Source organism: Aurantimonas sp. NFXS3, from assembly GCF_049132005.1.
GTDB classification, from domain to species: Bacteria; Pseudomonadota; Alphaproteobacteria; order Rhizobiales; family Rhizobiaceae; genus Aurantimonas; species Aurantimonas coralicida.
Genome location: NZ_JAGDDZ010000006.1, coordinates 159,729 through 182,979 on the forward strand (window position 1 = coordinate 159,729; position 23,251 = coordinate 182,979).

Annotated in this window: 24 protein-coding genes and 3 tRNA genes; 16 read left to right on the forward strand and 11 right to left on the reverse strand. The window is 67.8% G+C overall.

Annotated elements, in window-relative coordinates; translation table 11 throughout:
* Nucleotides 1-18 precede the first annotated feature (18 nt).
* Nucleotides 19-2,712, forward strand: coding sequence for a bifunctional acetate--CoA ligase family protein/GNAT family N-acetyltransferase (locus J3367_RS17060; protein WP_024351186.1), 2,694 nt, complete (start codon nucleotides 19-21; stop codon nucleotides 2,710-2,712).
* A gap of 42 nt (nucleotides 2,713-2,754) precedes the next feature.
* On the opposite strand, the gene J3367_RS17065 is transcribed toward J3367_RS17060, so the two are convergent.
* Nucleotides 2,755-3,105: a c-type cytochrome gene (locus J3367_RS17065; protein WP_081651935.1), complete on the reverse strand. Its 351-nt coding sequence runs from the start codon at nucleotides 3,103-3,105 to the stop codon at nucleotides 2,755-2,757.
* 143 nt (nucleotides 3,106-3,248) lie between these two features.
* Here J3367_RS17065 and J3367_RS17070 point away from each other — a divergent pair, with 143 nt between their 5' ends.
* The 3 genes from J3367_RS17070 to J3367_RS17080 all read left to right on the forward strand — a co-directional run bounded on the left by J3367_RS17070 (nucleotide 3,249) and on the right by J3367_RS17080 (nucleotide 5,775).
* Entirely contained in the window at nucleotides 3,249-4,832 is a 1,584-nt protein-coding gene (locus J3367_RS17070) for an AAA family ATPase (RefSeq protein ID WP_024351188.1), read from the forward strand.
* Nucleotides 4,833-4,965: 133 nt separating this feature from the next.
* Entirely contained in the window at nucleotides 4,966-5,355 is a 390-nt protein-coding gene (locus J3367_RS17075; RefSeq protein ID WP_024351189.1) for a hypothetical protein, read from the forward strand.
* A 45-nt stretch (nucleotides 5,356-5,400) separates the two neighbouring features.
* Nucleotides 5,401-5,775 carry a hypothetical protein gene (locus tag J3367_RS17080; protein ID WP_024351190.1) on the forward strand — a complete coding sequence of 125 codons (375 nt, stop codon included), beginning with the start codon at nucleotides 5,401-5,403 and terminating at the stop codon, nucleotides 5,773-5,775.
* 165 nt (nucleotides 5,776-5,940) lie between these two features.
* Here the strand turns inward: J3367_RS17080 and J3367_RS17085 are convergent, their stop codons facing one another.
* The 3 genes from J3367_RS17085 to J3367_RS17095 form a co-directional block, all read right to left on the reverse strand.
* Nucleotides 5,941-6,153: a hypothetical protein gene (locus tag J3367_RS17085; RefSeq protein ID WP_024351191.1), complete on the reverse strand. Its 213-nt coding sequence runs from the start codon at nucleotides 6,151-6,153 to the stop codon at nucleotides 5,941-5,943.
* A 128-nt stretch (nucleotides 6,154-6,281) separates the two neighbouring features.
* Entirely contained in the window at nucleotides 6,282-7,535 is a 1,254-nt protein-coding gene (locus J3367_RS17090) for an AI-2E family transporter (RefSeq protein ID WP_421461835.1), read from the reverse strand.
* A 292-nt stretch (nucleotides 7,536-7,827) separates the two neighbouring features.
* Complete coding sequence (locus J3367_RS17095) at nucleotides 7,828-8,427, reverse strand: PilZ domain-containing protein (RefSeq protein WP_051141604.1); 600 nt, start codon at nucleotides 8,425-8,427, stop codon at nucleotides 7,828-7,830.
* Nucleotides 8,428-8,833: 406 nt separating this feature from the next.
* Between J3367_RS17095 and J3367_RS17100 the strand changes: the two genes are divergently transcribed.
* Nucleotides 8,834-9,580: a rhomboid family intramembrane serine protease gene (locus J3367_RS17100; protein WP_024351194.1), complete on the forward strand. Its 747-nt coding sequence runs from the start codon at nucleotides 8,834-8,836 to the stop codon at nucleotides 9,578-9,580.
* Nucleotides 9,581-9,652: 72 nt separating this feature from the next.
* On the forward strand, nucleotides 9,653-10,084 hold the full coding sequence (locus J3367_RS17105; RefSeq protein WP_024351195.1) for a CBS domain-containing protein: 432 nt from the start codon (nucleotides 9,653-9,655) through the stop codon (nucleotides 10,082-10,084).
* A 51-nt stretch (nucleotides 10,085-10,135) separates the two neighbouring features.
* Here the strand turns inward: J3367_RS17105 and J3367_RS17110 are convergent, their stop codons facing one another.
* From J3367_RS17110 to folE, 3 genes are all read right to left on the reverse strand, one after another.
* Nucleotides 10,136-11,119 (reverse strand): patatin-like phospholipase family protein, encoded by a 984-nt coding sequence (locus tag J3367_RS17110; protein WP_024351196.1) that lies wholly within the window; start codon nucleotides 11,117-11,119, stop codon nucleotides 10,136-10,138.
* A 72-nt stretch (nucleotides 11,120-11,191) separates the two neighbouring features.
* Nucleotides 11,192-11,635, reverse strand: coding sequence for a phosphoribosyl-AMP cyclohydrolase (hisI, locus tag J3367_RS17115; RefSeq protein ID WP_029703307.1), 444 nt, complete (start codon nucleotides 11,633-11,635; stop codon nucleotides 11,192-11,194).
* Nucleotides 11,632-12,255, reverse strand: coding sequence for a GTP cyclohydrolase I FolE (folE, locus tag J3367_RS17120; RefSeq protein ID WP_024351198.1), 624 nt, complete (start codon nucleotides 12,253-12,255; stop codon nucleotides 11,632-11,634). Before folE ends, hisI begins: the two co-directional genes overlap by 4 nt.
* Nucleotides 12,256-12,514: 259 nt before the next feature.
* Here folE and J3367_RS17125 point away from each other — a divergent pair, with 259 nt between their 5' ends.
* Together J3367_RS17125 and yidD are read left to right on the forward strand one after the other, a co-directional pair.
* Nucleotides 12,515-12,961, forward strand: coding sequence for an iron-sulfur cluster assembly scaffold protein (locus J3367_RS17125; RefSeq protein WP_024351199.1), 447 nt, complete (start codon nucleotides 12,515-12,517; stop codon nucleotides 12,959-12,961).
* A gap of 48 nt (nucleotides 12,962-13,009) precedes the next feature.
* Nucleotides 13,010-13,399 (forward strand): membrane protein insertion efficiency factor YidD, encoded by a 390-nt coding sequence (gene yidD, locus J3367_RS17130; RefSeq protein ID WP_024351200.1) that lies wholly within the window; start codon nucleotides 13,010-13,012, stop codon nucleotides 13,397-13,399.
* Nucleotides 13,400-13,423: 24 nt separating this feature from the next.
* On the opposite strand, the gene J3367_RS17135 is transcribed toward yidD, so the two are convergent.
* Nucleotides 13,424-13,915: a LysM peptidoglycan-binding domain-containing protein gene (locus J3367_RS17135; RefSeq protein WP_024351201.1), complete on the reverse strand. Its 492-nt coding sequence runs from the start codon at nucleotides 13,913-13,915 to the stop codon at nucleotides 13,424-13,426.
* Nucleotides 13,916-14,069: 154 nt separating this feature from the next.
* On the opposite strand from J3367_RS17135, the gene thrS reads away from it, so the two are divergent.
* Nucleotides 14,070-16,046: a threonine--tRNA ligase gene (gene thrS / locus J3367_RS17140; protein ID WP_024351202.1), complete on the forward strand. Its 1,977-nt coding sequence runs from the start codon at nucleotides 14,070-14,072 to the stop codon at nucleotides 16,044-16,046.
* Between the two features lie 103 nt (nucleotides 16,047-16,149).
* Nucleotides 16,150-17,004: a 1-acyl-sn-glycerol-3-phosphate acyltransferase gene (locus J3367_RS17145; RefSeq protein ID WP_024351203.1), complete on the forward strand. Its 855-nt coding sequence runs from the start codon at nucleotides 16,150-16,152 to the stop codon at nucleotides 17,002-17,004.
* 36 nt (nucleotides 17,005-17,040) lie between these two features.
* On the opposite strand, the gene J3367_RS17150 is transcribed toward J3367_RS17145, so the two are convergent.
* On the reverse strand, nucleotides 17,041-18,198 hold the full coding sequence (locus J3367_RS17150) for a hypothetical protein (protein ID WP_029703308.1): 1,158 nt from the start codon (nucleotides 18,196-18,198) through the stop codon (nucleotides 17,041-17,043).
* A 162-nt stretch (nucleotides 18,199-18,360) separates the two neighbouring features.
* Between J3367_RS17150 and J3367_RS17155 the strand changes: the two genes are divergently transcribed.
* The 3 genes from J3367_RS17155 to J3367_RS17165 all read left to right on the forward strand — a co-directional run bounded on the left by J3367_RS17155 (nucleotide 18,361) and on the right by J3367_RS17165 (nucleotide 20,869).
* Nucleotides 18,361-18,945, forward strand: a complete 585-nt coding sequence (locus J3367_RS17155; protein ID WP_024351205.1) for a nitroreductase family protein — start codon at nucleotides 18,361-18,363, stop codon at nucleotides 18,943-18,945.
* 2 nt (nucleotides 18,946-18,947) lie between these two features.
* On the forward strand, nucleotides 18,948-19,568 hold the full coding sequence (locus J3367_RS17160; RefSeq protein ID WP_024351206.1) for a flavin reductase family protein: 621 nt from the start codon (nucleotides 18,948-18,950) through the stop codon (nucleotides 19,566-19,568).
* A gap of 161 nt (nucleotides 19,569-19,729) precedes the next feature.
* Nucleotides 19,730-20,869 (forward strand): DUF2336 domain-containing protein, encoded by a 1,140-nt coding sequence (locus J3367_RS17165; RefSeq protein ID WP_024351207.1) that lies wholly within the window; start codon nucleotides 19,730-19,732, stop codon nucleotides 20,867-20,869.
* A gap of 28 nt (nucleotides 20,870-20,897) precedes the next feature.
* Here the strand turns inward: J3367_RS17165 and J3367_RS17170 are convergent, their stop codons facing one another.
* A complete protein-coding gene (locus J3367_RS17170; RefSeq protein WP_024351208.1) occupies nucleotides 20,898-21,671 on the reverse strand; it encodes an NAD kinase in 774 nt (257 codons plus the stop codon).
* A gap of 157 nt (nucleotides 21,672-21,828) precedes the next feature.
* On the opposite strand from J3367_RS17170, the gene J3367_RS17175 reads away from it, so the two are divergent.
* A tRNA-Thr gene (locus J3367_RS17175) sits at nucleotides 21,829-21,903 on the forward strand.
* A gap of 25 nt (nucleotides 21,904-21,928) precedes the next feature.
* Here J3367_RS17175 and rlmB read toward each other — a convergent pair.
* Nucleotides 21,929-22,783, reverse strand: a complete 855-nt coding sequence (rlmB, locus tag J3367_RS17180; protein WP_024351209.1) for a 23S rRNA (guanosine(2251)-2'-O)-methyltransferase RlmB — start codon at nucleotides 22,781-22,783, stop codon at nucleotides 21,929-21,931.
* A gap of 263 nt (nucleotides 22,784-23,046) precedes the next feature.
* Here rlmB and J3367_RS17185 point away from each other — a divergent pair.
* Together J3367_RS17185 and J3367_RS17190 are read left to right on the forward strand one after the other, a co-directional pair.
* A tRNA-Tyr gene (locus J3367_RS17185) sits at nucleotides 23,047-23,131 on the forward strand.
* Nucleotides 23,132-23,158: 27 nt separating this feature from the next.
* Nucleotides 23,159-23,232: transfer RNA gene (locus tag J3367_RS17190), tRNA-Gly, on the forward strand.
* Nucleotides 23,233-23,251: the final 19 nt, after the last annotated feature.

Genomic DNA, 23,251 nt, shown 5'->3' on the forward strand with positions numbered 1-23,251 from the left:
GCGAACGGCCGGCGCCGCATGAGCATCCGCAATTTCGACGCGCTGTTCGCGCCGCGTTCGATCGCGCTGATCGGCGCCAGCAACGAGCCGGGATCGGTCGGCTCGGTGCTGGTCGACAATCTGGTCTCCGGCGGCTTTGCCGGCCGTATCATGCTGGTCAATCCGCATGCGCGCGAGATCCACGGCCGGCAATGCCATCGCTCGGTGGAGACGCTGCCCGAGGTGCCGGACCTCGCCGTGATCGCCACGCCGGCGCGCACGGTGCCCGGCATCATCGCGGCGCTGGGCAAGCGCGGTTGCTGCGCCGCCATCGTCATTTCGGCCGGCCTCGGCGAGACGGTGGATGGCGCCACCCTGCGCCAGCAGGTGCTGGACGCCGCGCGCCCCCATCTCATGCGGATCGTCGGGCCGAACTGCCTTGGCCTGATCTCGCCGGCCGCGGGTATCAACGCCAGCTTCGCCCATCTCATGCCGCGGGCCGGCGACATCGCGCTGGTCAGCCAGTCCGGTGCCATGCTGACCTCAGTCATCGACTGGGCCGACGAGCGCCGCATCGGCTTCTCCCATCTCCTGTCCGTCGGCGACATGTCCGACGTCGATTTCGGCGACATGCTGGACTATCTGGCGACCGACCGGACGACCCGCTCGATCCTGCTCTATGTCGAGAACGTCACCGAGGCGCAGAAATTCCTGTCGGCGGCGCGGCTGGCGGCCCGCTCCATGCCGGTGCTGGTGATCAAGGCCGGGCGCAGCGCGGCGGGCGCGCGGGCCGCGCAATCCCACACCGGCGCACTGGCCGGTTCGGACGTCGTCTACGACGCCGCGTTCCGACGCGCCGGCATCCTGCGGGTGCGCGAGATCGAGGAATTGTTCGAAGCCGCGGCGACGCTGGCCAGCGGGGTCCGCATCTCCGGCGACCGGCTGACCATCCTCACCAATGGCGGCGGCGCCGGCGTCCTGGCCGTCGATGCGCTGGAATCCGACGGTGGGCGGCTGGCCAGACTCAGCGACGCCGGCATCGCCGCACTCGACGGCGTGCTGCCGTCGACCTGGTCGCGCGCCAACCCGGTGGACATCATCGGCGACGCCACGCCCGAGCGCTACGGCGCCGCGCTCGACATCCTGATGAAGGAGCGCGAGAGCGACGCGATCCTCGTCATCAATTGCCCGACCGCCGTTGCCGACGGTATGGAGGCCGGCCGCCGGGTCGCCGCGATCGCCAAGCGGCGTCCGCGGTTTCCCGTACTCACCAACTGGCTCGGCGGCACCTCCGCGGCCCCGGTGCGCGACCTCTTCGCTGCCGAGAAGGTTGCGACCTTCGACAGCCCCGAAAAGGCGATCCGCGCCTTCACCCATCTTGTCGAATACAAACGCAATCAGGAGCTTCTTCTCGAAACGCCGTCGGCCGGCGTTGCCATCGGCCACGAGGATATCGCGAGCGCGCAGGCGCTGATCGAGACCGTCCGCCAGGATGGCCGGACGATCCTGAGCGAGTACGAAGCCAAGCGGCTGCTGGCGACCTTCGGAATCCCGACCGTGACCACTCGCATGGCGAGCGATGTGGACGGCGCCGTCGCCTGTTTCGAGGCGGTCGGGGCCCCAGCCGTCCTGAAGATCGTTTCGGCCGAGATCTCCCACAAATCCGATGCCGGCGGGGTGCGTCTGAATATCGGCTCGGCTGAGGAGATGCGCGAGAGCGCCGAGGCGATGCTGGTGGCGGTGCGAGCATACGCCCCGCGTGCGCGTATCGACGGCTTCACCGTTCAGCCGATGATCGTGCGCGACGGCGCCTACGAGCTGATCGCCGGCATCGCGCCGGACCCGACCTTCGGCCCGGTGATCCTGTTCGGCCGAGGCGGCAAGGCGGCGGAGGTGATCGGCGATCGCGCCATCGGCCTGCCGCCGCTCAATTCCGTCCTGGCGCGTGAGATGATCCGCGCCACGCGGATCTCCAAGCTGCTGGCAGGGTATCGCGATGTGGCGCCGGTCGCCTTCGATGCCCTGGCCGATGTTCTGGTGCGCCTGTCCGAACTGGCGGTGCATCTACCGGATGTCGCCGAACTCGACATCAATCCGCTGCTCGCCGACGCCGAGGGTGTCCTGGCACTCGACGCCCGCATCTCGCTGCATGCGGCGGGCACAGCGCGGGTGGCGCCATCGATCCGGCCCTATCCGCGCGAGCTGGAACGCGCCGTCGAACTGCGCAATGGCGAACGCTTCGTGCTGCGGCCCATCCGGCCGGAGGACGAGGAACCGCTGGTCGAGATGGTGGCGCGCTGTACGCAGGAGGATCTGCGGCTGCGCTTCATGGCCCCGATGAAGGCGCTGCCGCACCAGACCGCCGCACGGTTCTCGCAGATCGACTACCACCGCGAGATGGCGCTGGTCGCGGTCGAGCCGGGCAGTGCCTACGGGCAGGGGCCGATCTACGGTGTCGCACGCCTCGTCTCCGACCCGGAGAACGAGGCGGCCGAATTCGCCGTTTTGGTGCGCTCGGACATGAAGGGGCGGGGGCTCGGCTACCGGCTCCTGTCGGAGATCCTCGCCTATGGCCGCAAGCGCGGCCTGCACCGCGTCTATGGCGAGGTGCTGCGCGAGAACGTCACCATGTTGCAGATGGCCCGCGATCTCGGTTTCCGCGCCGACCGGACGGAGGACTTCTCCGAGACCGCGCATGTCACCATCGAATTCGACAGGAGCGCCGACGCTTGAGGCGAGCGCTGCCGGGGGCGCCGGCCGCCGCCCGTTTTATGGCTAGTCCTGGATGCTCTCGATATAGGCGATGATCGCCCGGGCCTGTCCGGGGCCGAAGATGAACTCCGGCATGTCGGGATGCCCGGTCCACAGGCCTTCCACCAGCGCCTCCTCGAGGCTGGCGATGGGATAGCTCTGCGAGAGCGTGCGGAACGCCGGTGCCTGCGGATGCGGGCTGGTGCCGGTCCGCGCGATGGCGTGGCAACGGGCGCAGTTGGTTTCGAGGAAACGCTGGCCGTTGGCGATCTGTGCGAGGTCCTGTGCCTTGGCTGCGGATGGCAGCAGGGCAAGGCCCGCCACCGCCATGGCCATCAGTGCCAGCCGTCCCCGCATGGATGTCGATCGCGTCATCGTCGTCTCCCGGTGTGTACCTGTCGCGGCATCCCACCACCGCGCGGGCCGCCCCGCCTTGACGCCGATCAATGCGGGGCGATCTGATCCGGGCGAGGCAACGGCGCACGCAGCCGGATCGGCTGCCGGAAAGGCGGGGCGTCATGCACGAAGCCGACGACGCGATTCTCGAATGCATCCGCTCTAAGCTCTTCGCCGGCGTTCCGGCCGAACGGATCGAGACCGTCACCACCCATATCTCCATCGTGCTGCTGGGTGGTGAGACGGCCGTGAAGCTCAAGCGTCCGGTCAGGCGACCCTATGTGGACTTTTCCACGCCCGCCCTGCGACTCGCAGCCTGCGAACGCGAACTGGACCTCAACCGACGCACGGCACCGCAGCTCTACTGCGCCGTTTGCAGGATCACGCGGGAGCCCGGCGGCGGTCTCGTCCTCGATGGCGGCGGCGAGCTCGTCGACGCGGTCGTCGATATGCGCCGCTTCGACGCGGACGGACTTTTCGACCGGCGCGCCATGGAAGGCACGCTGACCGGTCCGCTGATGGATCGCCTCGCCCGGACCATCGCGGCGTTCCACGAGACGATCCCGCCCGACCCCGCGCCGCACGGCGCCACGCGGATGGCAGCGGTCCTCGACATCAACGAGGCAGCGTTCGCCGCGACCGATCTGTTCGGCGCCGAGGAGACCGCAAGCTTTAATCATCGGTTTCGCCAGGCGCTGGCGCGGCTCGGGCCGCTTCTGGACGAGCGCGCGAGGGCCGGCCGGGTGCGCCGGTGCCACGGCGATCTGCATCTGCGCAACATCTGCACCGTCGACGACGAACCGGTGCTGTTCGACTGCCTGGAATTCGACGAGGCACTGGGGACCACCGACACCCTGTACGATCTGGCGTTCCTGTTGATGGATCTCTGGCATCGCGGGCTGGAGGAGTTCGCCAATCGCGTTCTCAACCGCTATCTCGACGTGACCGCGGACGAGGGCGGTCTGCCGGCGCTGCCCTTCTTCATGGCGGTTCGCGCTGCGGTCAGGGCCCATGTCGGGGCCGCCCAGCTTACGGATGCCGGGCCGCAGGCCAGCGATATCCGCGCCGAGGCCCAGCGCTATTTCGCCCTGGCGCTCGACCTTCTCGAACCCAGGCCGGCCCGGCTGATCGCCGTCGGCGGCCTGTCCGGCTCCGGCAAGTCGACCGTCGCCGCCGCTCTGGCGCCGCGCATCGGCCCGGCGCCGGGCGCGCGCACGCTGTCCAGCGATCGCATTCGCAAGCGCCTCAGCGGCGTGTCGGCCGAAACCCGGCTGGAGGCCGACGCCTATACAGCGGCCATGACCGAGCGGGTCTATGCGGCCAAGGCGGCAGAGGCCAAGCGGATCCTGAGGCTGGGTCACGGCGTCGTCGCGGACGCGACCTTCGAGCGCGCCGCCGACCGCAGCCGCATCGCCGCAACCGCACGCGACGCGGGCGCCGATTTCCAGGGCCTATGGCTCGATGTCGATCCGGCCGAGATGCTGCGCCGGGTGGCGGCGCGCCGGAACGATCCTTCCGACGCCACGACCGCGGTCGTGAGGCAGCAACTCGCCCGCGATCCCGGCGACATCGACTGGGAGCGGATCGATGGGGACGGCGAACCGGAGCCGGTTGCGGAGGCTGCCCGCCGCGCCGTCGACGTGCGGGCGCAACGGATGGAGCGCAGCCGACCGGGGCGAGACGCGCGTGACATATTGCCGGATTAGCCTCGGCACCGACCGGCGGGTCGCCGATCGTTGAAGCGGTGCGGTGATCTATGCCGATCGGTCCCGCGCTTGACGCCGATCAATGTCGGGTCCGCGATCGCGGCTAGGCTGGACGGATCGAAGGAGATCCCCGATGACGACCACGCCGCAAGACTTTCCCGCCTCGTTCCGCCACGTCCGGCTGGAACTTGCCCGCGAGAAGGACCATCCCGGCGGCGACAGCCGCTACGGCTATGACCTTCTGGTGCCGCTCGACACCGAGAGCCGGATCGATCCGGCGGAATGGAAGCCGAATCAGGCAGCCTGCCGCGTGCGCCACTTCCAGGACGGCGAGACCGACCGGATCGGGCGGCTGCGGCGCAAGCCCGGCGGCACCTGGTATTTCGACTACGAGGCCGGGCCGGCCGATGACGAGATCGGTTTTCACTTCGATCAGGAACGCTTCGTGCCGGGGGAATACGTCTCGATCCGGCGTGGCGCCGAGACCCATACCTATCAGGTCGTGAAGGTCGGGCCGATCTGAGCGGTCCTGCCGCGTCCTGGCCCCTCGACCGCATGGAGCGATGCGATGACCGTCCCGAACACGACACCCGACACGATGGCCTGGCTGACGCCGTCCGAGCTCATGTTCCTGCAGATGCAGGGCTGGCAGACCGCGATGATGGTCGGCGTGCATGCCGCGCAGGCGGCCGCGCGGCTGTCGGCAGAGATGCTGGAGATCGCCGGCCGGCGCTGTCTTGCCGACGGCCGGGCGATGCGCGCTCTGTCCGCATGTAAGGGACCGGACGATGCCCTGCGGATCCAGCACGACTGGCTGGCCGCGGCCGCAGCCGACTATGCGCAGATGGAGACGAGCCTTCCGCGTCTGGAGGCGAGCCTGGTGGACGAGGTTTCCGAACCGCTGGTCACCGCATGGATCCGTTCGGACGATCCAGCGGAATAGCGCGACGGACTTCGGACCGGCAGCAGGCAGTCCGGACAGCGAAAGCCCGCCATTGCCAGTTAAAGCAAAGCCGTCGTCCTGAGGATCAGGGCGACGGCTTTGGTCTGTCGGAGGGGTCTGCTGCCGACCTCTTCTGCGTCGTGGATTCGTGACGGATCGGCGGTCCTACGCCGCGTGGCGCGACGCGATCGTCTCGATCTCCTCGCGGCTGACACGGTCGTGCGACATCAGGATCTGGACGATCGGGTCGTCGAGCATCTCCGCCAGCATCGGTTCGCCTTTCCAGCCGTCGAGCCAGCGATTGCGGCCCGTTACGGTGTCGGTGCCCGGCACGGCGCGGTTGGCGGAAACGTCCTGAAACTGTCGATGCCTGCTCATCGCGAAAGTCCTTTTTCACGAAACGTCGAAGGCAGCATAGACGAACCACGCTGCCACGAATTGATATGTGTCATCGGGGGACAAATGCCAGCATTCGCTGACAGGGATATGTCAGCCGGGACCCGGTCTCATTTCGCGCTCACGATGTCGTCGAGATCGTCCATGCTGGTTTCGTCGCTGAGGAACAGCGCGACGGGGCGCAGGCGCGGAAGATGGGCGCAGGTCACGATGATGCCGATCGTGACCGGCACCGCCAGAAGCGCCCCGGCGACACCCCAGACCCAGCCCCAGACCAGCAGAACCAGCAGGATGACCAGCGGCGACACCGACAATTGCTTCCCCTGCACCCGCGGGTCGACGTAATTGCCCATGATCTGCTCGATCACGAGAATGCCGATGCCGACGATCACCGCGGTGCGGAAATCCTGCTGCACATAGACATGGACGACCGGCAGCGCGCCGGCGACGAGCGAGCCGAGGGTCGGCACGAAGTTCAAAAGGAACGCCAGGATCGCCCAGACCAGCAGAAGCTCGACGCCGAAGAACCAGAGCCATGCGGCGTAGAGCCCGGCGGTCAGCAGTCCCAGCACGACGCGGATGAGGAGATAGCGGCGGAGCTGGCGCGCGATGACGTCCAGCGATTCGAACACGCCGCTGCGCTGGTCGGGATCGACGACCGCACACACCTTGGCGCGCCAGTTGGGCGCTTCGATCAGCATCAGGAGGGTGAAGAAGAAGATCAGCACCATGGCCGCCAGCGCCGAACCGGCGGAGCTCAGGACCGAACTGGCGTAGCTCGACGCATATTCGGCGATCCTGCTGCCGAGCTGGCCGCCGGCGCCGCGAAACTGGTCCGTCACGCTGGCATAGACGTCCGACGAGCCGGAGGTTCCGTCCGATCCGGTCGCGCCGGCGGCGTTCTCGCCGCCGCCCGCCGAGGCGCCTTGCGCCCCCTCGGCATTCCCCGACGAGCCGGACGCGATCATCGGCGCCAGCTCCTCGATCTTCTGGGAGACCTGCGGAAAGGCGTCCGAGATCCGCTGCGCCGACAGCCAGATGCCCCCGAGGAAGACGAACAGGATGACGATGATCAGCCCCATCGCGGCCACATGGCCGAGCCAGCCGAACCTGCGGGGCATGCGCCGCTTGACCATGCTGTCCACCGGCGCCACGACGAGGGCGATCAGGATCGAGAAGATGAAGGGCACAACGACCGAGCTCATCGCCTGCAGCGCCCAGCCCACCAGGATCAAGGTGATGACCGACAGCAGGCCGATGGCGATGGTTTGCCAGGGGAGGCGCGAGACCTTCGAGACACGTTCGGCACGTGCCGCCCCTTCGTCGTCCGAATGGGGGGTAGGGGTGGTGGCGGACCCGGCCATCCTGTCTCCTGTCGCATCTGTGGTCTGCGGTCGGACCGACGCCGGGACAGCTGCCTCACGGCCGCGTGAGCGCGGTCATGCACCCAATGGCCGAGAGCGCGGTGCGTTCCATTAAGAGGGCGCGTTGTCGGGGATGCGGATGGATCAGAGCGGCGCCGGAGCCCGACGTGTTTACGCGGACGCGCCGAAACGCGGGGTCGCACTCAGCGTGGTCAGCCGCCGATGGGGCAGCTGTCACGACAGCACGGGCTACGGCCCCGTGCCAAGCTAGGTTGGGCCTGGCGGTGTCGGGCTAGACGATGTTGGGGGCGTGCCTGGCGCGCTCGGCGCTGAACTCGACCGCAAATCCGTCCTCGATGTGACGCACGATCCGTCCGGTCGTGGTGCCGAGGGTGATGCGCGAACCGACCGCCGGGCGAATGCTGCTGGTCACTGCGGCGCCGGAGAGCGACAGATCGATGATCTGCGCCGGGTAGCGGCGGCCATCGTCCAGAACCATGTCGACGAAGGGGTTTTCCGGCGCGTTCCGCTCGTGGCGGCGGTCTTCGGGCAGCGACAATTCGTGGCGGTTGGCAAACCAGGTGAGCTGGGCCGCCAGCTTCTCCCGCTTGCGCGGCGTCGACTGGAAGGCGAGGTCGAATCCGCCTTCGAAGACGCGCGAGACCGCACCTTCGAGCCGGCCGATATGGTCGATATAGACGATGATCCGCTCGTTCTCGACCGGCACCACGGAAGCGGTGACCGAGACGTCGCCCGGCGACATGTTCTCGGCCCGGCACGGGAATTCCGTCCGGTCCTCGCGCATGAAGCGGCCGAGCAGATCGATCCGCACGCGGCTGAAGCTGCTGCGTTCGGCTGGTTCCGAACGGGGCGCCTGGGCTGTGGCTGACATCGCTACGACCATTTCTCGGGGCGTCGGCGGGGAGTTCCGCTGCAGACCCACCTTATCGCGGGAAGCTTAACAAGCGGTAAGACCGACCGTGAGGATTTGCACCCCATTAACTGTCCGGCACGAAACGGTTTGCCGATGCCGGCGAACCGGCCTAGCAACGTTCAGGACATATCCAGTCCGATTTTGACACAGCAGTACGACCGGGTTCCTGGCCCTCCAGTCACGGCAACCGCATTTCAAACCGCCCTGCGCCGCGCAGGGCGGTTTTTTTGTTCTGGGACGCCGGTGCGGGCACTGGCATAAGGCGAGGCGGCACCATCTGCGGGCGGCCCTGTGCGGCCGGCAGGACATGACCGATGCGCGGCACCAGACCGGCAACGACACCGGACGACGGGGAGCGACAGCAATGAGACCAGAAGACCACGGCGAGCCCGGTGCCGATATCCATATCCGCCGTTCCCATCCGCCGGCCTTCAACGTGCCGGGGATCATCCTCGTCCTGATCGCGATCTTCGCGCTCGTTCACGGCGTGCGGGTCTATCTGCTCGGTCCGGTCGCCACGGCCCAGGCGCTTCTCGATCTCGCTTTCATTCCCGGTTGCTACGGCGACGTCGACCCGGTCTGCGGCTTTCGCACGCCCGGCGCCGATCTCTGGTCGCCGCTGAGCTACGCCTTCCTGCACGGCGACTGGACGCATTTCGGCGCCAACGCGGTCTGGCTGCTGGCGTTCGGCACGCCGGTCGCCCGGCGCGTGGGGGTGACGTGGTTCCTGGCCTTCTGCACCTGCGGCGCCATTGCCGGGGCGGCCGCCTTCTACCTCCTGAACCCGACGCTGATTGTACCGGTGATCGGGGCGTCCGGCATCGTGTCGGCGTTGATGGGCGGCGCCTGCCGCTTCGCCTTCGGCGGAAGGGTGTCGCTGGCACCGGGCCGGTCGAACGGGCCGCTGGTGTCGATCGGCGAATCGCTGAGCAACCGGACGGTGCTGATCTTCATCGCCGTGTTCTTCGGCACCAATCTCCTCATCGGAAGCGGCGTCGGCGGCGAAATGGGCGGCGGCGCCGTCGCCTGGGAGGCGCATCTGGGCGGCTTCGCCTTCGGTTTCCTGCTGTTCCGGTTGTTCGATCCGCTGTCCCGGCCGCTGCGTCGCTGAACCGGCGCCTCTTGCCGTCTGCGTCGTGGTGGCACACCATCACGAATGGGCATGTCAGCGGGAGAAACAGCCATGAACGTGCGGCACATACTGGAAGCCAAGGGACGCGACGTCGTCACCCTCAAGCCGGAGGCGACTCTGGAGGAGACGATGCAGGTGCTGGCGAACCGGCGCATCGGTGCGATCGTCCTGACCAACGAGGATGGCGGCGTCGCCGGCATCGTGTCGGAACGCGACGTGGTCCGCGTCCTCGGCACCGCGGGCGTCGGTGCCATCTCCCAGAGCATCGGCGAAGTGATGACATCGCAGGTGAGCACCTGCACCGAGGCGACCACGGTGAACCAGGCCATGGAGATGATGACCACCGGCCGCTTTCGTCACCTGCCGGTCTGCGAGAATGATCGTCTGGTCGGCATCATCTCGATCGGCGACGTGGTCAAGCAGCGGATCGAGGAGGTCGAGCGCGAGGCCATGGAAATGCGCGAGTATATCGCCGCCGGCTGAACGGAACCGCCGGGGCCCGGCCTGGGCCTCGGAAACGGGGAACGCGTCGACCTAGCGTGTGGCGTCGGCCGAAATATCGGTCATGCGCCGGATCTCGGCGATCCGGCTGATCGTCGCCTCGTAGCCGTGATCGATGGCTTCCCGGGCGCGGAAGAATTCCGACAGGCCGATGTCGCGCACGCGCGGCTGCAGCGACAGGTCCGGCGGGTCGCCGGCGAGCCGGGCCCGCGAGATCCGGTCCTGGATGATGTTGAAGGCGTCGACCATCGAGCGCGCCATGCCGAGCTTCTCGCGCCGCTGGGCGAGATCGTCGAGCGGCGCTGCGTCCACCGTGCGGGCGGCCAGGTCCGCGGCCTGCGTCGCCGCGGTCGCAGGGTCGGCGCGCAGCCGCATCACCGCCGCGCGTCCGAACAGATCGTAGTGCAAATTGACGGCGACCACGAAGCGTTCCTCGTAGACGCGGCAAACACTGACCGGCACCGGATTGACCAGCGCGCCGTCCATCAGGCTGCGCCCGCCGCAGTCCAGCGGCTCGAACACGCCGGGCAGGGCATAGGAGGCGCGCATGGCCAGCACCAGCGAGCCCGAATCGATCCACACTTCGTGACCGCTGCGCGCTTCGGTCGCCACGCAGACCAGCGGCCGGTCGAGATCCTCGATCCGCAGGTCCGAGAGCGCCTCCGACAGCTTCCGGCTGAGCCGCATGCCGCCGATCAGGCCGCCGGCCCCGAAACGGAAGTCGAGGAAACGGATCAGGCCGCGGCGTGTCAGGGACAGGGCGAAGGCTTCGAGCTCATCGAGCTTGCCGGCGAGGTAGCAGCCGCCGACGAGCGCGCCGATGGAGGTGCCGGCGATCATCGAGATGGGAATGCCGGCTTCGTCGAAGGCCCGCAGGACGCCGATATGGGCCCAGCCGCGCGCCGCTCCGCCGCCCAGCGCCAGGGCGATGCCCGGCTGCTTCCTGGCGGTCTCGGACCGGACCGGCGCGGCGTCCATCGGCGGTCCTTCCCGGCGGCTGAAAACCCGATCGAGCATCCGCATCACTCCGGCTGGCAATCACGATCAATGGATCATGATGCGCCTAAAGTTTGATCAACTGCTTAAGGATCAACTGGCGTCGGAGTCCCGGCCCGGCAAGGCGTCGAGCGTGCGACCGTCGGCGGCCACGCGGCGGTAGAAACAGGTGTCGCGGCCCGTGTGGCAGGTGTCCTCGGGCCTGGCGACGGCGACCTTGAGCCACACCGCGTCCTGGTCGCAGTCGATGCGGATCTCGGCAACGCTCTGCAGGGCGCCCGAGGTTTCGCCCTTCTTCCACAACGCCTTGCGCGAGCGCGACCAGTAATGGGCAATGCCCGTGGCCAGCGTCCGGTCCAGCGCCTCGGCGTTCATGTGCGCAACCATCAGGAGGTCACCGGACGCCACGTCGGTGACGACGGCGGTCACGAGCCCGGCGGCGTCGAAACGCGGGCGCAGGACCACGCCCTCTTCCTGTTCGCGATGATCAGGGGAGGGAGCGGCGAAGAGCGGGGCAGGCGATAGGTCGGCGGTCACGAGCGGCTGCTGGCCTGCGCGAGGAAGCGGGACTTGAACTCGCCGTCCTCGGCGAAGACGCCCTGGAAGGCAGAGGTGATGGTCATCGAGCCCTTGGAGCGGATGCCGCGCATGGACATGCACATGTGTTCGGCCTCGATCATCACGGCGATGCCCTTGGGAACCAGCATGCCGGCGATGGCCGAGGCGATCTGCGCGGTCATGGATTCCTGCGTCTGGAGACGGCGACCGTAGATGTCGACAACGCGGGCAATCTTCGACAGGCCCAGCACTCGACCGTCCGGCACATAGGCGACATGCGCCTTGCCGATGATCGGCACCATGTGGTGCTCGCAATGGGAGTGGAAGTCGATGTCGCGGACGAGGACCATGTCGTCATAGCCCGAGACGTCCTGGAACGTGCGGCCGAGAACGTCGCCGGCTTCGAGCCTGTAGCCGCCGAAGAGTTCCTCATACGCCTTCACCACGCGGGCAGGGGTCTCCAACAGGCCCTCGCGCGACGGATCCTCGCCGATCCAGCGCAGCAGCGTCTTGACGGCAGCCTCGGCCTCGGCCCGGCTCGGCCGGTCGTCCGCGCGCTCGTCGGCTGCTTCGGGGAATTTCTTGACGACGGATTCCATGTCGTTGCGCTCCGGTGCCGTGGGAATGCGCGCTGCGATCCACTGCGAATGATGGTCGGGATTCTTGGCCGGATGGCCGGCCCGGCCCGCAATCGAAATCTTCGTCACGCTCATCTCTATCTTCGGTGGCCGCCAGGGGCCGCTTCATGTCGAAGCCGACCTGACGGCGACTTTCGAACCGGTGCCACGCGTCCTATATAATTTCCGACCGAACGAAATGACAGGGCCATCGGCATTTGCGCGATGGATTGGTGTGCATGTGATCGACGACGTCTACAACGCGCGGATACTGGAACTGGCCGGCAACATCCCCCGCATCGGGCGGCTGGAGGCTCCCGATGCCAGCGCCACGGCGCATTCCAAGCTGTGTGGCTCGACCGTGACGATCGACCTGAAACTTGCCGACGGTGTCGTCGCCGACTTCGCCCACGAGGTGAAGGCCTGCGCCCTTGGCCAGGCCTCGTCCTCGGTGATGGCCAGCCACGTCGTCGGGGCGACGCCGGAAGAACTGCGCGCCACTCGCGAGACCATGCGGCGGATGCTCAAGGAGAACGGCACGCCGCCGGAAGGCCGTTTCGCCGATCTGAAATATCTGGAGCCGGTGCGCGAGTACAAGGCGCGCCACGCCTCGACCATGCTGACCTTCGACGCCGTGGTCGACGCGCTGGACAAGATCGCCGCACGGGACAAGAGCGCCGCGGCGTGACCCTGAGTGGCCGGGTCGTGCCGTCAGTCAGGGCGTGGCGCTAGGCCCATGTGCGACCACCGCACCGACGATGCCCATCCCCGCCATGCCGCCGACGCCGGCATTGCAGCCGGACGCAACTATTCCGGCCCGTGGCGGGCAACGCCCGGCCGGTATCTCGGCCTCGGTCTCGTGCGCCTCTACCAGCTGACCCTGTCGCCGCTGATCGGCAGCCATTGCCGGCACCTGCCGACCTGTTCGGAATACGCCTATGAGGCCGTGGCGCGCCACGGCCTGTGGAGCGGCGGCTGGTTGTCCGTCTTTCGCGTCGGCCGCTGTGGCCCGTTCGGCACCAGCGGCATCGACAATGTTCCCAGCGCCTTGCCGGCACGGCACCGCTGGTGGGCGCCGTGGCGATTGCTGCGGCTGGGCCGCCCGGCTGAGCGCACTCCGCACTAGCGGCCCGCGCAGCCTGGCCGGCGCTCAGAAGGCGCGTGGTATCCGCAGCACCTGGCCGGGAAAGATCAGGCTTGGATTGGCGACGATGTGCTGGTTCGCCTGATGGATGATCGGAAACTTGGTGGCGTCGTCGAAATAGCGCAGCGCCAGCTTCGACAGCGTGTCGCCGGCGGCCACCTGGTGCAGCCAGTAGCCGGAAAAGCCTGGCAGGATCAGCGGGCCGTAGAGAACCGGTACCGTCACGGTCGGGGGAGGCACCCCGTCGCCGCCGCCGCTGTCGTCGGAGACGGTCACGAACAGCCGGTTGAGCGTGAAGGCGGTGCCGTCGGGAATGTCCACCGCCGCCTGGAACTGGCGGATCGATGTCGAGCCCGCCGTGGCGGAGGCGGAGACCTCGTCATGGCCTTCGCCGATGAGGATCGACAGATGCCCTTCGAAACCGACCGCATTACCGGCGATCAGGATCCGGCTTCCGACAAGATCGAAAGGCTTCGGCTGCAGGATTTCGATGTTCATCGAACTGGCTCCCTTGCATCGGAACGCCGCATCCAAATATATCCCGCCCGAACCCCTTGAGCAATCGTACCCGACTGCCACCGTTCGGCCGGCCGTTGCCGGTCACAGCAACCACCCGCGATCGTAGGCGGGACTGGAACGAAAGAGATACATGATGGCGAATGCCGTTTCCCTGACCTTCCCCGATGGATCCGTGCGCGAATACGAGGCCGACACGAGCGGCCGTGACATCGCGGGCGGCATCTCCAAATCGCTTCTCAAGAAATCCGTCGCCTATGCGCTCGACGGCGAGGTCCGCGACCTCGCCGACCCGGTCGGTCGTGCCGGGGCGATCGAGATCATCACCCGCGACGACCCCCGGGCGCTGGAGCTGATCCGCCACGATGCGGCGCACGTCATGGCCGAGGCGGTGCAGGAATTGTGGCCGGGCACCCAGGTCACGATCGGCCCGGTGATCGAGAACGGCTTCTTCTACGATTTCGCCCGCGACACGCCGTTCACGCCGGACGACCTGCCGGTCATCGAGAAGAAGATGACCGAGATCATCCGCCGCAACGCGCCCTTCACCAAGGAGGTCTGGTCGCGCGACAAGGCGAAGGCGGTCTTCGCCGAGAAGGGCGAGGCCTACAAGGTCGAGCTCGTCGACGCGATTCCCGAGGGCCAGGACCTGAAGATCTACAGCCAGGGCGACTGGTTCGACCTCTGCCGCGGACCGCACATGGCGGCGACCGGCCAGATCGGCGACGCCTTCAAGCTGATGAAGGTGGCCGGCGCCTACTGGCGCGGCGATTCCAACAATCCGATGCTGACGCGCATCTACGGCACCGCCTGGGCCACCAAGGAGCAGCTCGCGGCCTATCTCCATATGTTGGAAGAGGCCGAGAAGCGCGACCACCGGCGGCTCGGCCGCGAGATGGACCTGTTCCATTTCCAGGAGGACGCACCGGGCACGGTGTTCTGGCATCCCAAGGGCTGGCGTCTCTACCAGACGCTCGTCTCCTATGTGCGCCGGCGCCAGGAGGCCGAGGGCTATCAGGAAGTGAACGCGCCGCAGCTCCTCGAGCGCTCACTCTGGGAGACCTCCGGGCACTGGGAAAAATATCACGAGGACATGTTCGTCACCGAGACGGAGGACGAGCGGGTCTTCGCGCTGAAGCCGATGAACTGCCCGGGGCACGTGCAGATCTTCAAGCACGGGCTGAAGAGCTATCGCGACCTGCCGCTGAAGATCGCCGAGTTCGGCGCCGTGCATCGCTACGAGCCGTCCGGCGCGCTGCACGGACTGATGCGCGTGCGCGCCTTCACGCAGGATGACGCCCACGTCTTCTGCACCGAGGAGCAGATCACCGCCGAGAGTCTGAAGATCAACGATCTGATCCTGTCGATCTATCGCGATTTCGGCTTCGAGGACGTGCTGGTGAAGCTGTCCACGCGGCCCGAGAAGCGCGTCGGGTCCGACGAATTGTGGGACAAGGCGGAAGCCTCGATGCGCGACGTTCTCGCCATCATCGAGGAGCAGGGTGCGGGCCGCATCACCACGGCGGTCGCCGAGGGCGATGGGGCGTTCTACGGCCCGAAATACGAGTACACCCTGCGCGACGCGATCGGCCGGCAATGGCAGGTCGGCACCAACCAGGTGGACTTCAACCTGCCGGGCCGCTTCGGGGCGTTCTACATCGACCGCGATTCGGAGAAGAAGACGCCGGTGATGCTGCATCGCGCGATGCTGGGCTCGGTCGAGCGCTTCATCGGCATCCTGATCGAGAACTGCGCCGGCCATCTGCCGCTGTGGCTGTCGCCGCTGCAGGTCGTCGTGGCGACGATCACCTCCGAGGCCGACGACTATGCGCTGCAGGTCGCCGAGGAACTGCGCCAGGCCGGACTGCAGGTCGAGACCGATCTTCGCAACGAGAAGATCAACTACAAGGTCCGCGAGCATTCCATGGCCAAGGTCCCGGTGATCATGGTCTGCGGCAAGCGCGAGGCCGAGGAGCGGACCGTCAACATCCGCCGTCTGGGCGCCCGCGAACAGACGCCGATGGCGCTGGACGATGCGGTCGCGGCGCTCGCCGACGAGGCCGTGCCGCCGGACCTGAAGCGTCGCCAGGAGGCGCGCCGCAAGGTCGCCTGAGACGAACATCTGACGGGCCCCGGAGCCGATCCGGGGCCCGTTTTCGTCATCGGCCTGTCATCGGTCGTCGGCTAGGGACGGGGAAACCGTTCATGGCCGGCCGATGCGAACCACGACCCATCTGACCTACGCCCGTCCCTCGGACACGCTCGTCCGGCGCCTCGCCATCCGCTCAATGGAAGAGCTCTCCGGCCGCCGCCGGCTCGCCGGGCTCTATGCGGTCTGGCAGCGCCACCTCGCATCCGGCGACGTGCCGGCCTTCGGCATGATGCTCGATCTGATGCGGATCAGCCTGCGGATCGAAGGCCGCCTGCCGGACCCGGCGACACTGCCCGAGCGTCTGGTGATGGTCGCCAACCATCCCTTCGGGATCGGCGACGGCGTCGCGCTCCTGGCCCTGGCCGAACAGCTCGGCCGGCCATTCCGCATCCTCATCAATGCCGACCTAATGAAGATCCCGGAGATGGCGGCCTATGGGCTGCCGGTGTCCTTCGAGGAGACGCGCGAGGCGATGGCGGCCAACCTGGCGACCCGGGTGGAGGCGATGCGGCTCCTGGCCGAGGGCGCGACCATCGTCGTCTTTCCGGCCGGCGGCGTGGCCACGGCGCCGAAGATCTTCGGCGAGGCAGCCGATCTGCCCTGGAAGCAGTTCACGGCGCGGCTGATCCGGACTGGCGGCGCCGCCGTCCTGCCGATCCATGTCCACGGCCAGAACGGGCCGCTGTTCCATCTCGTCAGCCGCTGGTCGATGACGCTTCGCGTCGGGCTGCTGATCGGCGAGTTCCGGCGCAGATACGGCCGGTCCATCGACCTCAGCATCGGGCCGTTGATCACATCCGGGGAATTGTCTGCCATCGGCGACCGCCGGCTCTTGACCGAGCGCCTGCGCCAGGCCGTGTTCAGCCTCGCGCGACCGGCGGTCCAGCCCCAGTCCGAACTTGAACCGATCGCCGCCTGATCCGGACTGCCGGACGAAGGGGATGATCGCGCGGGGCTAGTCGCCCGATCCGGCAAGCGGGTCCGGCGTCTCCGCGAGATCCGACGTCAGCACTTCCACGTCGGTGTTCTGGCCGGGCTCCACCGCGAAGGCCCGCTGGTAGACCTTGTCGTTGTTGCGGGCGACGATGACGTAGTCGCCGGACGCCAGCACCATCGACGGAAACGCGCCGACGCTTTCGCGCACCGGATCGCCCGAGGCCGTGGTCACCGACCATGCCGTGTCGGCAATCGCCTCGCCGCCGGGCTCGCGCACCAGCTTCATCGTCAAGAGGGCAGCGCGGTGCTGCAGGGTCGCGTCGGTGACCTTGCCCGGCTCGACCCGGATGTCGGCCCGCACCGAGGCGTTCACCGAGCCGTAGCTGGACACGATGTGGTAGGTGCCGGCATTCAGCCGCAGCACCTTGTTGGGCGGCACGTCGCTGGCGATCAGGTCGCGGTCGCTTTCGTTCTCGGCGTCGCTGTAGACGTCGAAGGAGAGGCGGGCCGGCTCGATCGTCTGGCCGTCGCCGACCATGGCGTCCAGCCGCAGGCCGCCGGCATTCAGCGTGATGGTCTCCTGCGTCTTCACGCCGGTGAAGTCGATCCGCTTCACGACCCCGGCGCGGCCGAAGCCGACATGCAGGATGTACGAGCCCGCCGGCACCTCGAAATTGGCTTCGCTGCTCTCGGACGAGGCGATCAGCGTCGCGCGTCCGTCGATGGCCGGAATGGCCGAGAACAGCCGCCAGACCAGCCCGTTGGGGATCGGCTCGCCATCCTCGGTCAGCCGCGCCTTCAGGGTCAGCGTCGCGCGCGAACGGATGATGTCCTGGCTGGGCATGTTCTGCGGCGCGTAGGCGGGCAGACCCGGAAGCTCGATCTTCGGCGCCTTCGGAATGCCGGGTGCGACGGGCAGGGCGATCGGGTCGAAGCGCTGCAGGCCGCGGGTCGGCGCTGCCCCCACATCGGCGGCATTGGGCAGCAATTCGCTGGCGGAAGGGGAGACATAGGCGCCCGGCTTGCGCGGCTCGCCGCCGAACAGGCCGCCCCCGCGATCGAGCAGCGACGGAATCGGGATATCCTGCGCCAGCCCCGGACTCGTCGCGACCACTATCGAACTGATGATCGCCACAAGACGGGCATCGACCGCCACGAACCAGACCCCTGCTTTCATAAACCCCGTCTCTCATGACCCCAGATGATGGACGAATTCAAGGCGAATGCTCATGCCACGGCGAATTCGCCGCGCCGATCCGCCGTTTCGCGCGGCGCGGCCGGTTTGATCTGGCGGCCGCCAGGGGCTAGCTGGAACGCGCCATCACGTAAGGACGCTGCCTTGACCGACACGACGACATTCCTCGCCACCCGGCGCTCGATCCCGATTCCGCTGCTCGCAGCGCCGGCTCCCGAAGGGGCCGAGCTCGACCAGATCCTGCAGATCGCGTCGCGCGTTCCCGATCACGGCAAACTGGCGCCGTGGCGTTTCATCCTCTACCGCGGCGACGCGGCGATCGACCTGGGCAAGGCGCTCACCGAACTGGCCGAGGCGCGCGAGGGCGCACCGCTGAGCGAGGCGCGCCAGCGCGCCGAATCGACCCGGCTCAGCCGCAGCCCGCTCGTCATTGGAATCGTGTCGAGGGCCCGCGAGCATGTGAAGATCCCGGTGTGGGAGCAGGTCCTGTCCGCTGGTGCGGTCGCGATGAACCTTGTCACCGCGGTGCATGCGCATGGCTACGGCGCCAACTGGGTGACCGAATGGATCGCCTATGACGAGGACGCCAAGGCGCTTCTCGGCATCCCGGCGGACGAGAAGGTCGTCGGCTTCGTGCATGTCGGCACCCCGCAGGAGGCGCCGACGGAACGGCCGCGGCCCGACCTCGCCGACATCGTCACCGAGGCACGGGCGAGGGAGGCGGGCTGATGCTGTTCTACGAACCCGAGCGCGGCGATCACGGACTGCCGCATGATCCCTTCAAGGCGATCGTCGCCCCGCGGCCCATCGGCTGGATTTCGACGCGCGCGAAGGACGGCGCGGTCAATCTCGCGCCCTACAGCTTCTTCAACGCGGTCAGCGACCATCCCAAGCTGGTGATGTTCGCCTCGGCCGGCTTCAAGGATTCGGCGAACCTTGCCATCGAGAGCGGCGAGTTCGTCGCCAACATGGCGACCGGCGATTTGGCCGAGGCGGTGAACCGCACCTCGGCGCCGGCACCGCGCGGTCGCAGCGAGTTCGAGCTGGCCGGCCTGACCGAGGCGCCCTGCCGCCTCGTGGCCGCGCCGCGCGTCGCCGAGAGCCCGGCAGCCCTCGAATGCAAGGTCACCCAGTCGTTCCAGCCGGTCGACGTCGACGGCAAGCCGTCGGACTGGGTGATGGTCATCGGGCAGGTCGTCGGCATTCACATCGCCGAATCGGTGCTGCGAAACGGCATGCTGGACATGGGTCTCGCCCGTCCGCTGTCGCGGCTCGGCTATCTCGACTACGCCGTCGCGGACGAGGTGTTCCAGATGCGCCGGCCGACGCTCGAGGATGCCAGCGACAGCTGACGTCGCCGCCTGAAACGCGCCCCTGCGACGGACCTGTCGCAGGGGCGGCGACCTGCCAACATGGTTGATGCTTCGTCGATCGATATGGTGAACGAAGCCTAAACCTTTGCCTGACACACTCGCTTTCAACAGTCGGGTGCGCAGCAGAGGTCGCCAGTTCCATGATCGTTCAGCGGTTCGTCAAATGGTGTGAGACGGCGACCAGCACGCAGCGGGCCGAAGGCGCCGCAATCCTCTCGCGCGCGCTGCTCGACGGACGCATCACCGCCGAGGAGCGGCCGGGCGCCGACGCGGCCCTGATGCTCATGCTCGACGATCCGTCGCCGAAGGTGCGCCAGGCAATGGCGCTGGAACTGGCCGACGGGCGCGGGGCGCCGCGCGCCGTCCTGCGCGCCCTCTGCGAGGACAATGACAGCATCGCCTGCATCGTCGCCGGCCGCTCGCCGGCACTCTCCGACGACGACCTGATCGACCTCGTCGCCACCGGCTCCGAGGCCTTGCGGGGCGCCATTGCTGCGCGCCGCCTTGTCTCGGCTCGGGTGGCGGCGGCCCTGGCGGAACTGGCCGAATCCGATACATGCATTACGCTGCTCGGCAATCCGGGCGCCGGGATCGCCAGCATCAGCTACCGCCGGCTCTCCGAGCGGCATGGCGACGTCGCCGCGCTGCGCGGCGCGCTGATGGCGCGGGACGACCTGCCGTCCACCGTGCGCCAGACCCTGATCCTGCGGACCGGCCAGGCGCTGGCGGAACTGCCCATGCTGCGCAACCTCGTCGGCGGCGACCGCGCCGACCGGCTGGCCTTCGAGGCCTGCGAACGGGCGACGGCGCTCCTGGCCGACAATATCGGCGAGGCCGAAGTGCCGGCGCTGGTCGAGCATCTGCGGGCCAGCGGCCAGCTCAACGTCGCCTTCCTGCTGCGCACCGTCTGCACCGGCAATATCGATCTCTTTGCGGCCGCGCTCGTGCGGCTCTCGGCCATGTCCGACCGCCGCGTGCGCACGATTCTCGCCGATGGCCGCCAGAGCGCCTTCCGCACGCTGATGACGGCGGCCGGGCTTCCCGTCGCCTCGGCCCCGCTGTTTCGCTGCGCCGTTTCGGTGTGGCGTGAACTTGCGACCGGACGCCTGTCCGTGGCGGTCGAGGACGTGCCGCAGCTGGTCATGCAGCGGGTCGCCGGGTCGTTCACGGCGACGCAGGGCGATTCGGGCTTCGACGAGATCATGCGCTTCCTGCATCGCCTTGCCGGCGAAACCAGCCGCGAGGCGGCGCGCCAGCACGCCCGCCAGCTCGCCGCATAGGCTGCAAGCGAGAATCAGCGCCGATGCGTCAGTAGCGGAACTGCTCGGCCAGGATGCGCTCGTCCCAGGAATGATCCGAATCGAACAGGATCAGGCCGGTGTCGTCCATCGATTCGCAGATGGTGATGTGCCGGACCGATTTGACTTCCGTCGCATCGGCCACCGCGTTGACCGGGCGCTTCTCCGGCTCCAGCACTGTGATCTCCACCGTCTGGTGGTTGGGCAGGAGCGCGCCGCGCCAGCGGCGGGGGCGGAAGGCGCTGACCGGGGTGAGCGCCAGGAGCGGCGCGTCGACCGGAATGATCGGCCCCTGGGCCGACAGATTGTAGGCCGTCGAGCCGATCGGCGTCGCCACCATCACGCCGTCGCAGACCAGCTCTTCCAGCCGCACCTGACCATCGATGGTGATCCTCAGCTTGGCAGCCTGGTAGGACTGCCGGAACAGGGCGACCTCGTTGATCGCCAGGGCCCTGTGGGTCTCGCCCTCGGCGTCGGTCGCGGTCATCGTCAGCGGATGGATGGTGTTTTCCACCGCCTCGGCTAGACGCTCGCGCAGACCCGTCTCGCGATAGTCGTTCATCAGGAAGCCGATCGTGCCCTTGTTCATCCCGTAGATCGGGGTGCCGGTATTCATGAACCGGTGCAGCGTCTGCAGCATGAAGCCGTCGCCGCCCAGCGCGACGATGATCTCGGCGGTCTCCGGGCGGTCGTTGCCATAGAGCGCCGACAGACGCTGGGCCGCTTCCTGCGCGGGTTCGGCCTCGCTGGCCAGGAAGCTGATGGACTGGGGCAGACGTGGCATGGACGGGATCGGCACTTCTGAAGGCATGAGGCGGCGAGGCGCGCGGGTCCCCTGAGGACGTAACCCGTCCGGAGCCGCACGCCAAGCGCGGCCATGGTCCGCACGCGGCCGAAAATCCCGCTGCAAATCGCCGATCGATATGCTATGGCGCAGCCGCGCCGGATTAGCTCAGCGGTAGAGCAGCGGTTTTGTAAACCGAAGGTCGGGGGTTCAATCCCCTCATCCGGCACCATTCATCCAGACTGTCGAACGTCCGTTCAGCCGAGATGCCGCCGTGTTGCGTAGAGCGCGATGGCGGCGGCGTTGGAGACGTTGAGCGAGCGGATCGCGCCGGGCATTTCCAGCCGGGCGAGGGCATCGACCGTCGCCTGGGTCTTCTGGCGCAGGCCCTTGCCCTCGGCGCCGAGAACGATGGCGATGCGCTCGCCGGAAAGGCTCGCCTCGAAGGATTCCGGACCGTCCGAATCAAGGCCGATGGTGCGAAAGCCCTGCTTCGAAAGCGCGCTGAGCGCATCGGCGAGATTGACCACCTCGATCTGGGTGACGTGTTCGAGTGCACCCGACGCGGCCTTGGCCAGAACGCCGCTCTCCTGCGGGGAGTGCCGCGCCGTGGTCACCAGCGCATCGGCGCCGAAGGCCGTCGCCGAGCGCAGGATCGCGCCGACATTGTGCGGGTCGGTCACCTGGTCGAGGACGATGACCAGCCGGGCGGTGCCGAGGTCGCTCAGGCGGATCGCCGGCAGCGGCTCGGTTTCCAGCATGACGCCCTGATGCACGGCCTCGCCGCCGAGTTCGGCATCGAGGCGCTTCGGCTCGACGATCTCGACCGGGCAGCGAATCGCGTCCTCGGCGATCTCGAGGCGGGCGAGGGCGTTGCGCGTCACCAGGAGGGCGTGGAGCTTGCGGCGGGGATTGTTCAGTGCGGCCGCGACCGTGTGGATGCCGTAAAGCCGGACCCGTCCGGCAGGCGCCGGACGCCCCGGTTGCGGCCGCCGCCTGGGGGCGCCCGCCGGCGCCGCGCCGCCATCGGCGCGCTTGCGGTCGCGGTGGGCACGCCTGAGAGTGGCGTAATGGGTGTCCTTGGGGGTGCCCGAAGGCGTATCGTCGCTCATGCGGCCTCTCTATCCCACCCGGCGATGCGAAGAAAGCGGCGATCCCCGCGCGGGCTCCCTTGCTTCGCGGGGGACGCAGCGGGTCGGACATCCGGTTTCGTGCGGTGATGATCGGCGCCGGGTGAAATTCGATGCGATTTCCAGTGCCATTCGGCGTTGACAGATTGCGCCAAGGCCATCATAAGGCCGCTCGGAAACGCTCGGTCCCGCGCCGAACGCTTCCAGCAGCCAGGCCAAGCGCCTGCATGCTTCGACGGCAGTCCGGAGGGGTGCCCGAGTGGTTAAAGGGGACGGACTGTAAATCCGTTGGCTATGCCTACGTTGGTTCAAATCCAACTCCCTCCACCACTGCCGGTCGAACGCTGATGCGAAGGCGCGGGTATAGCTCAATGGTAGAGCAGCAGCCTTCCAAGCTGAATATGCGGGTTCGATTCCCGCTACCCGCTCCAGACCTCCCGCATTTCCCGA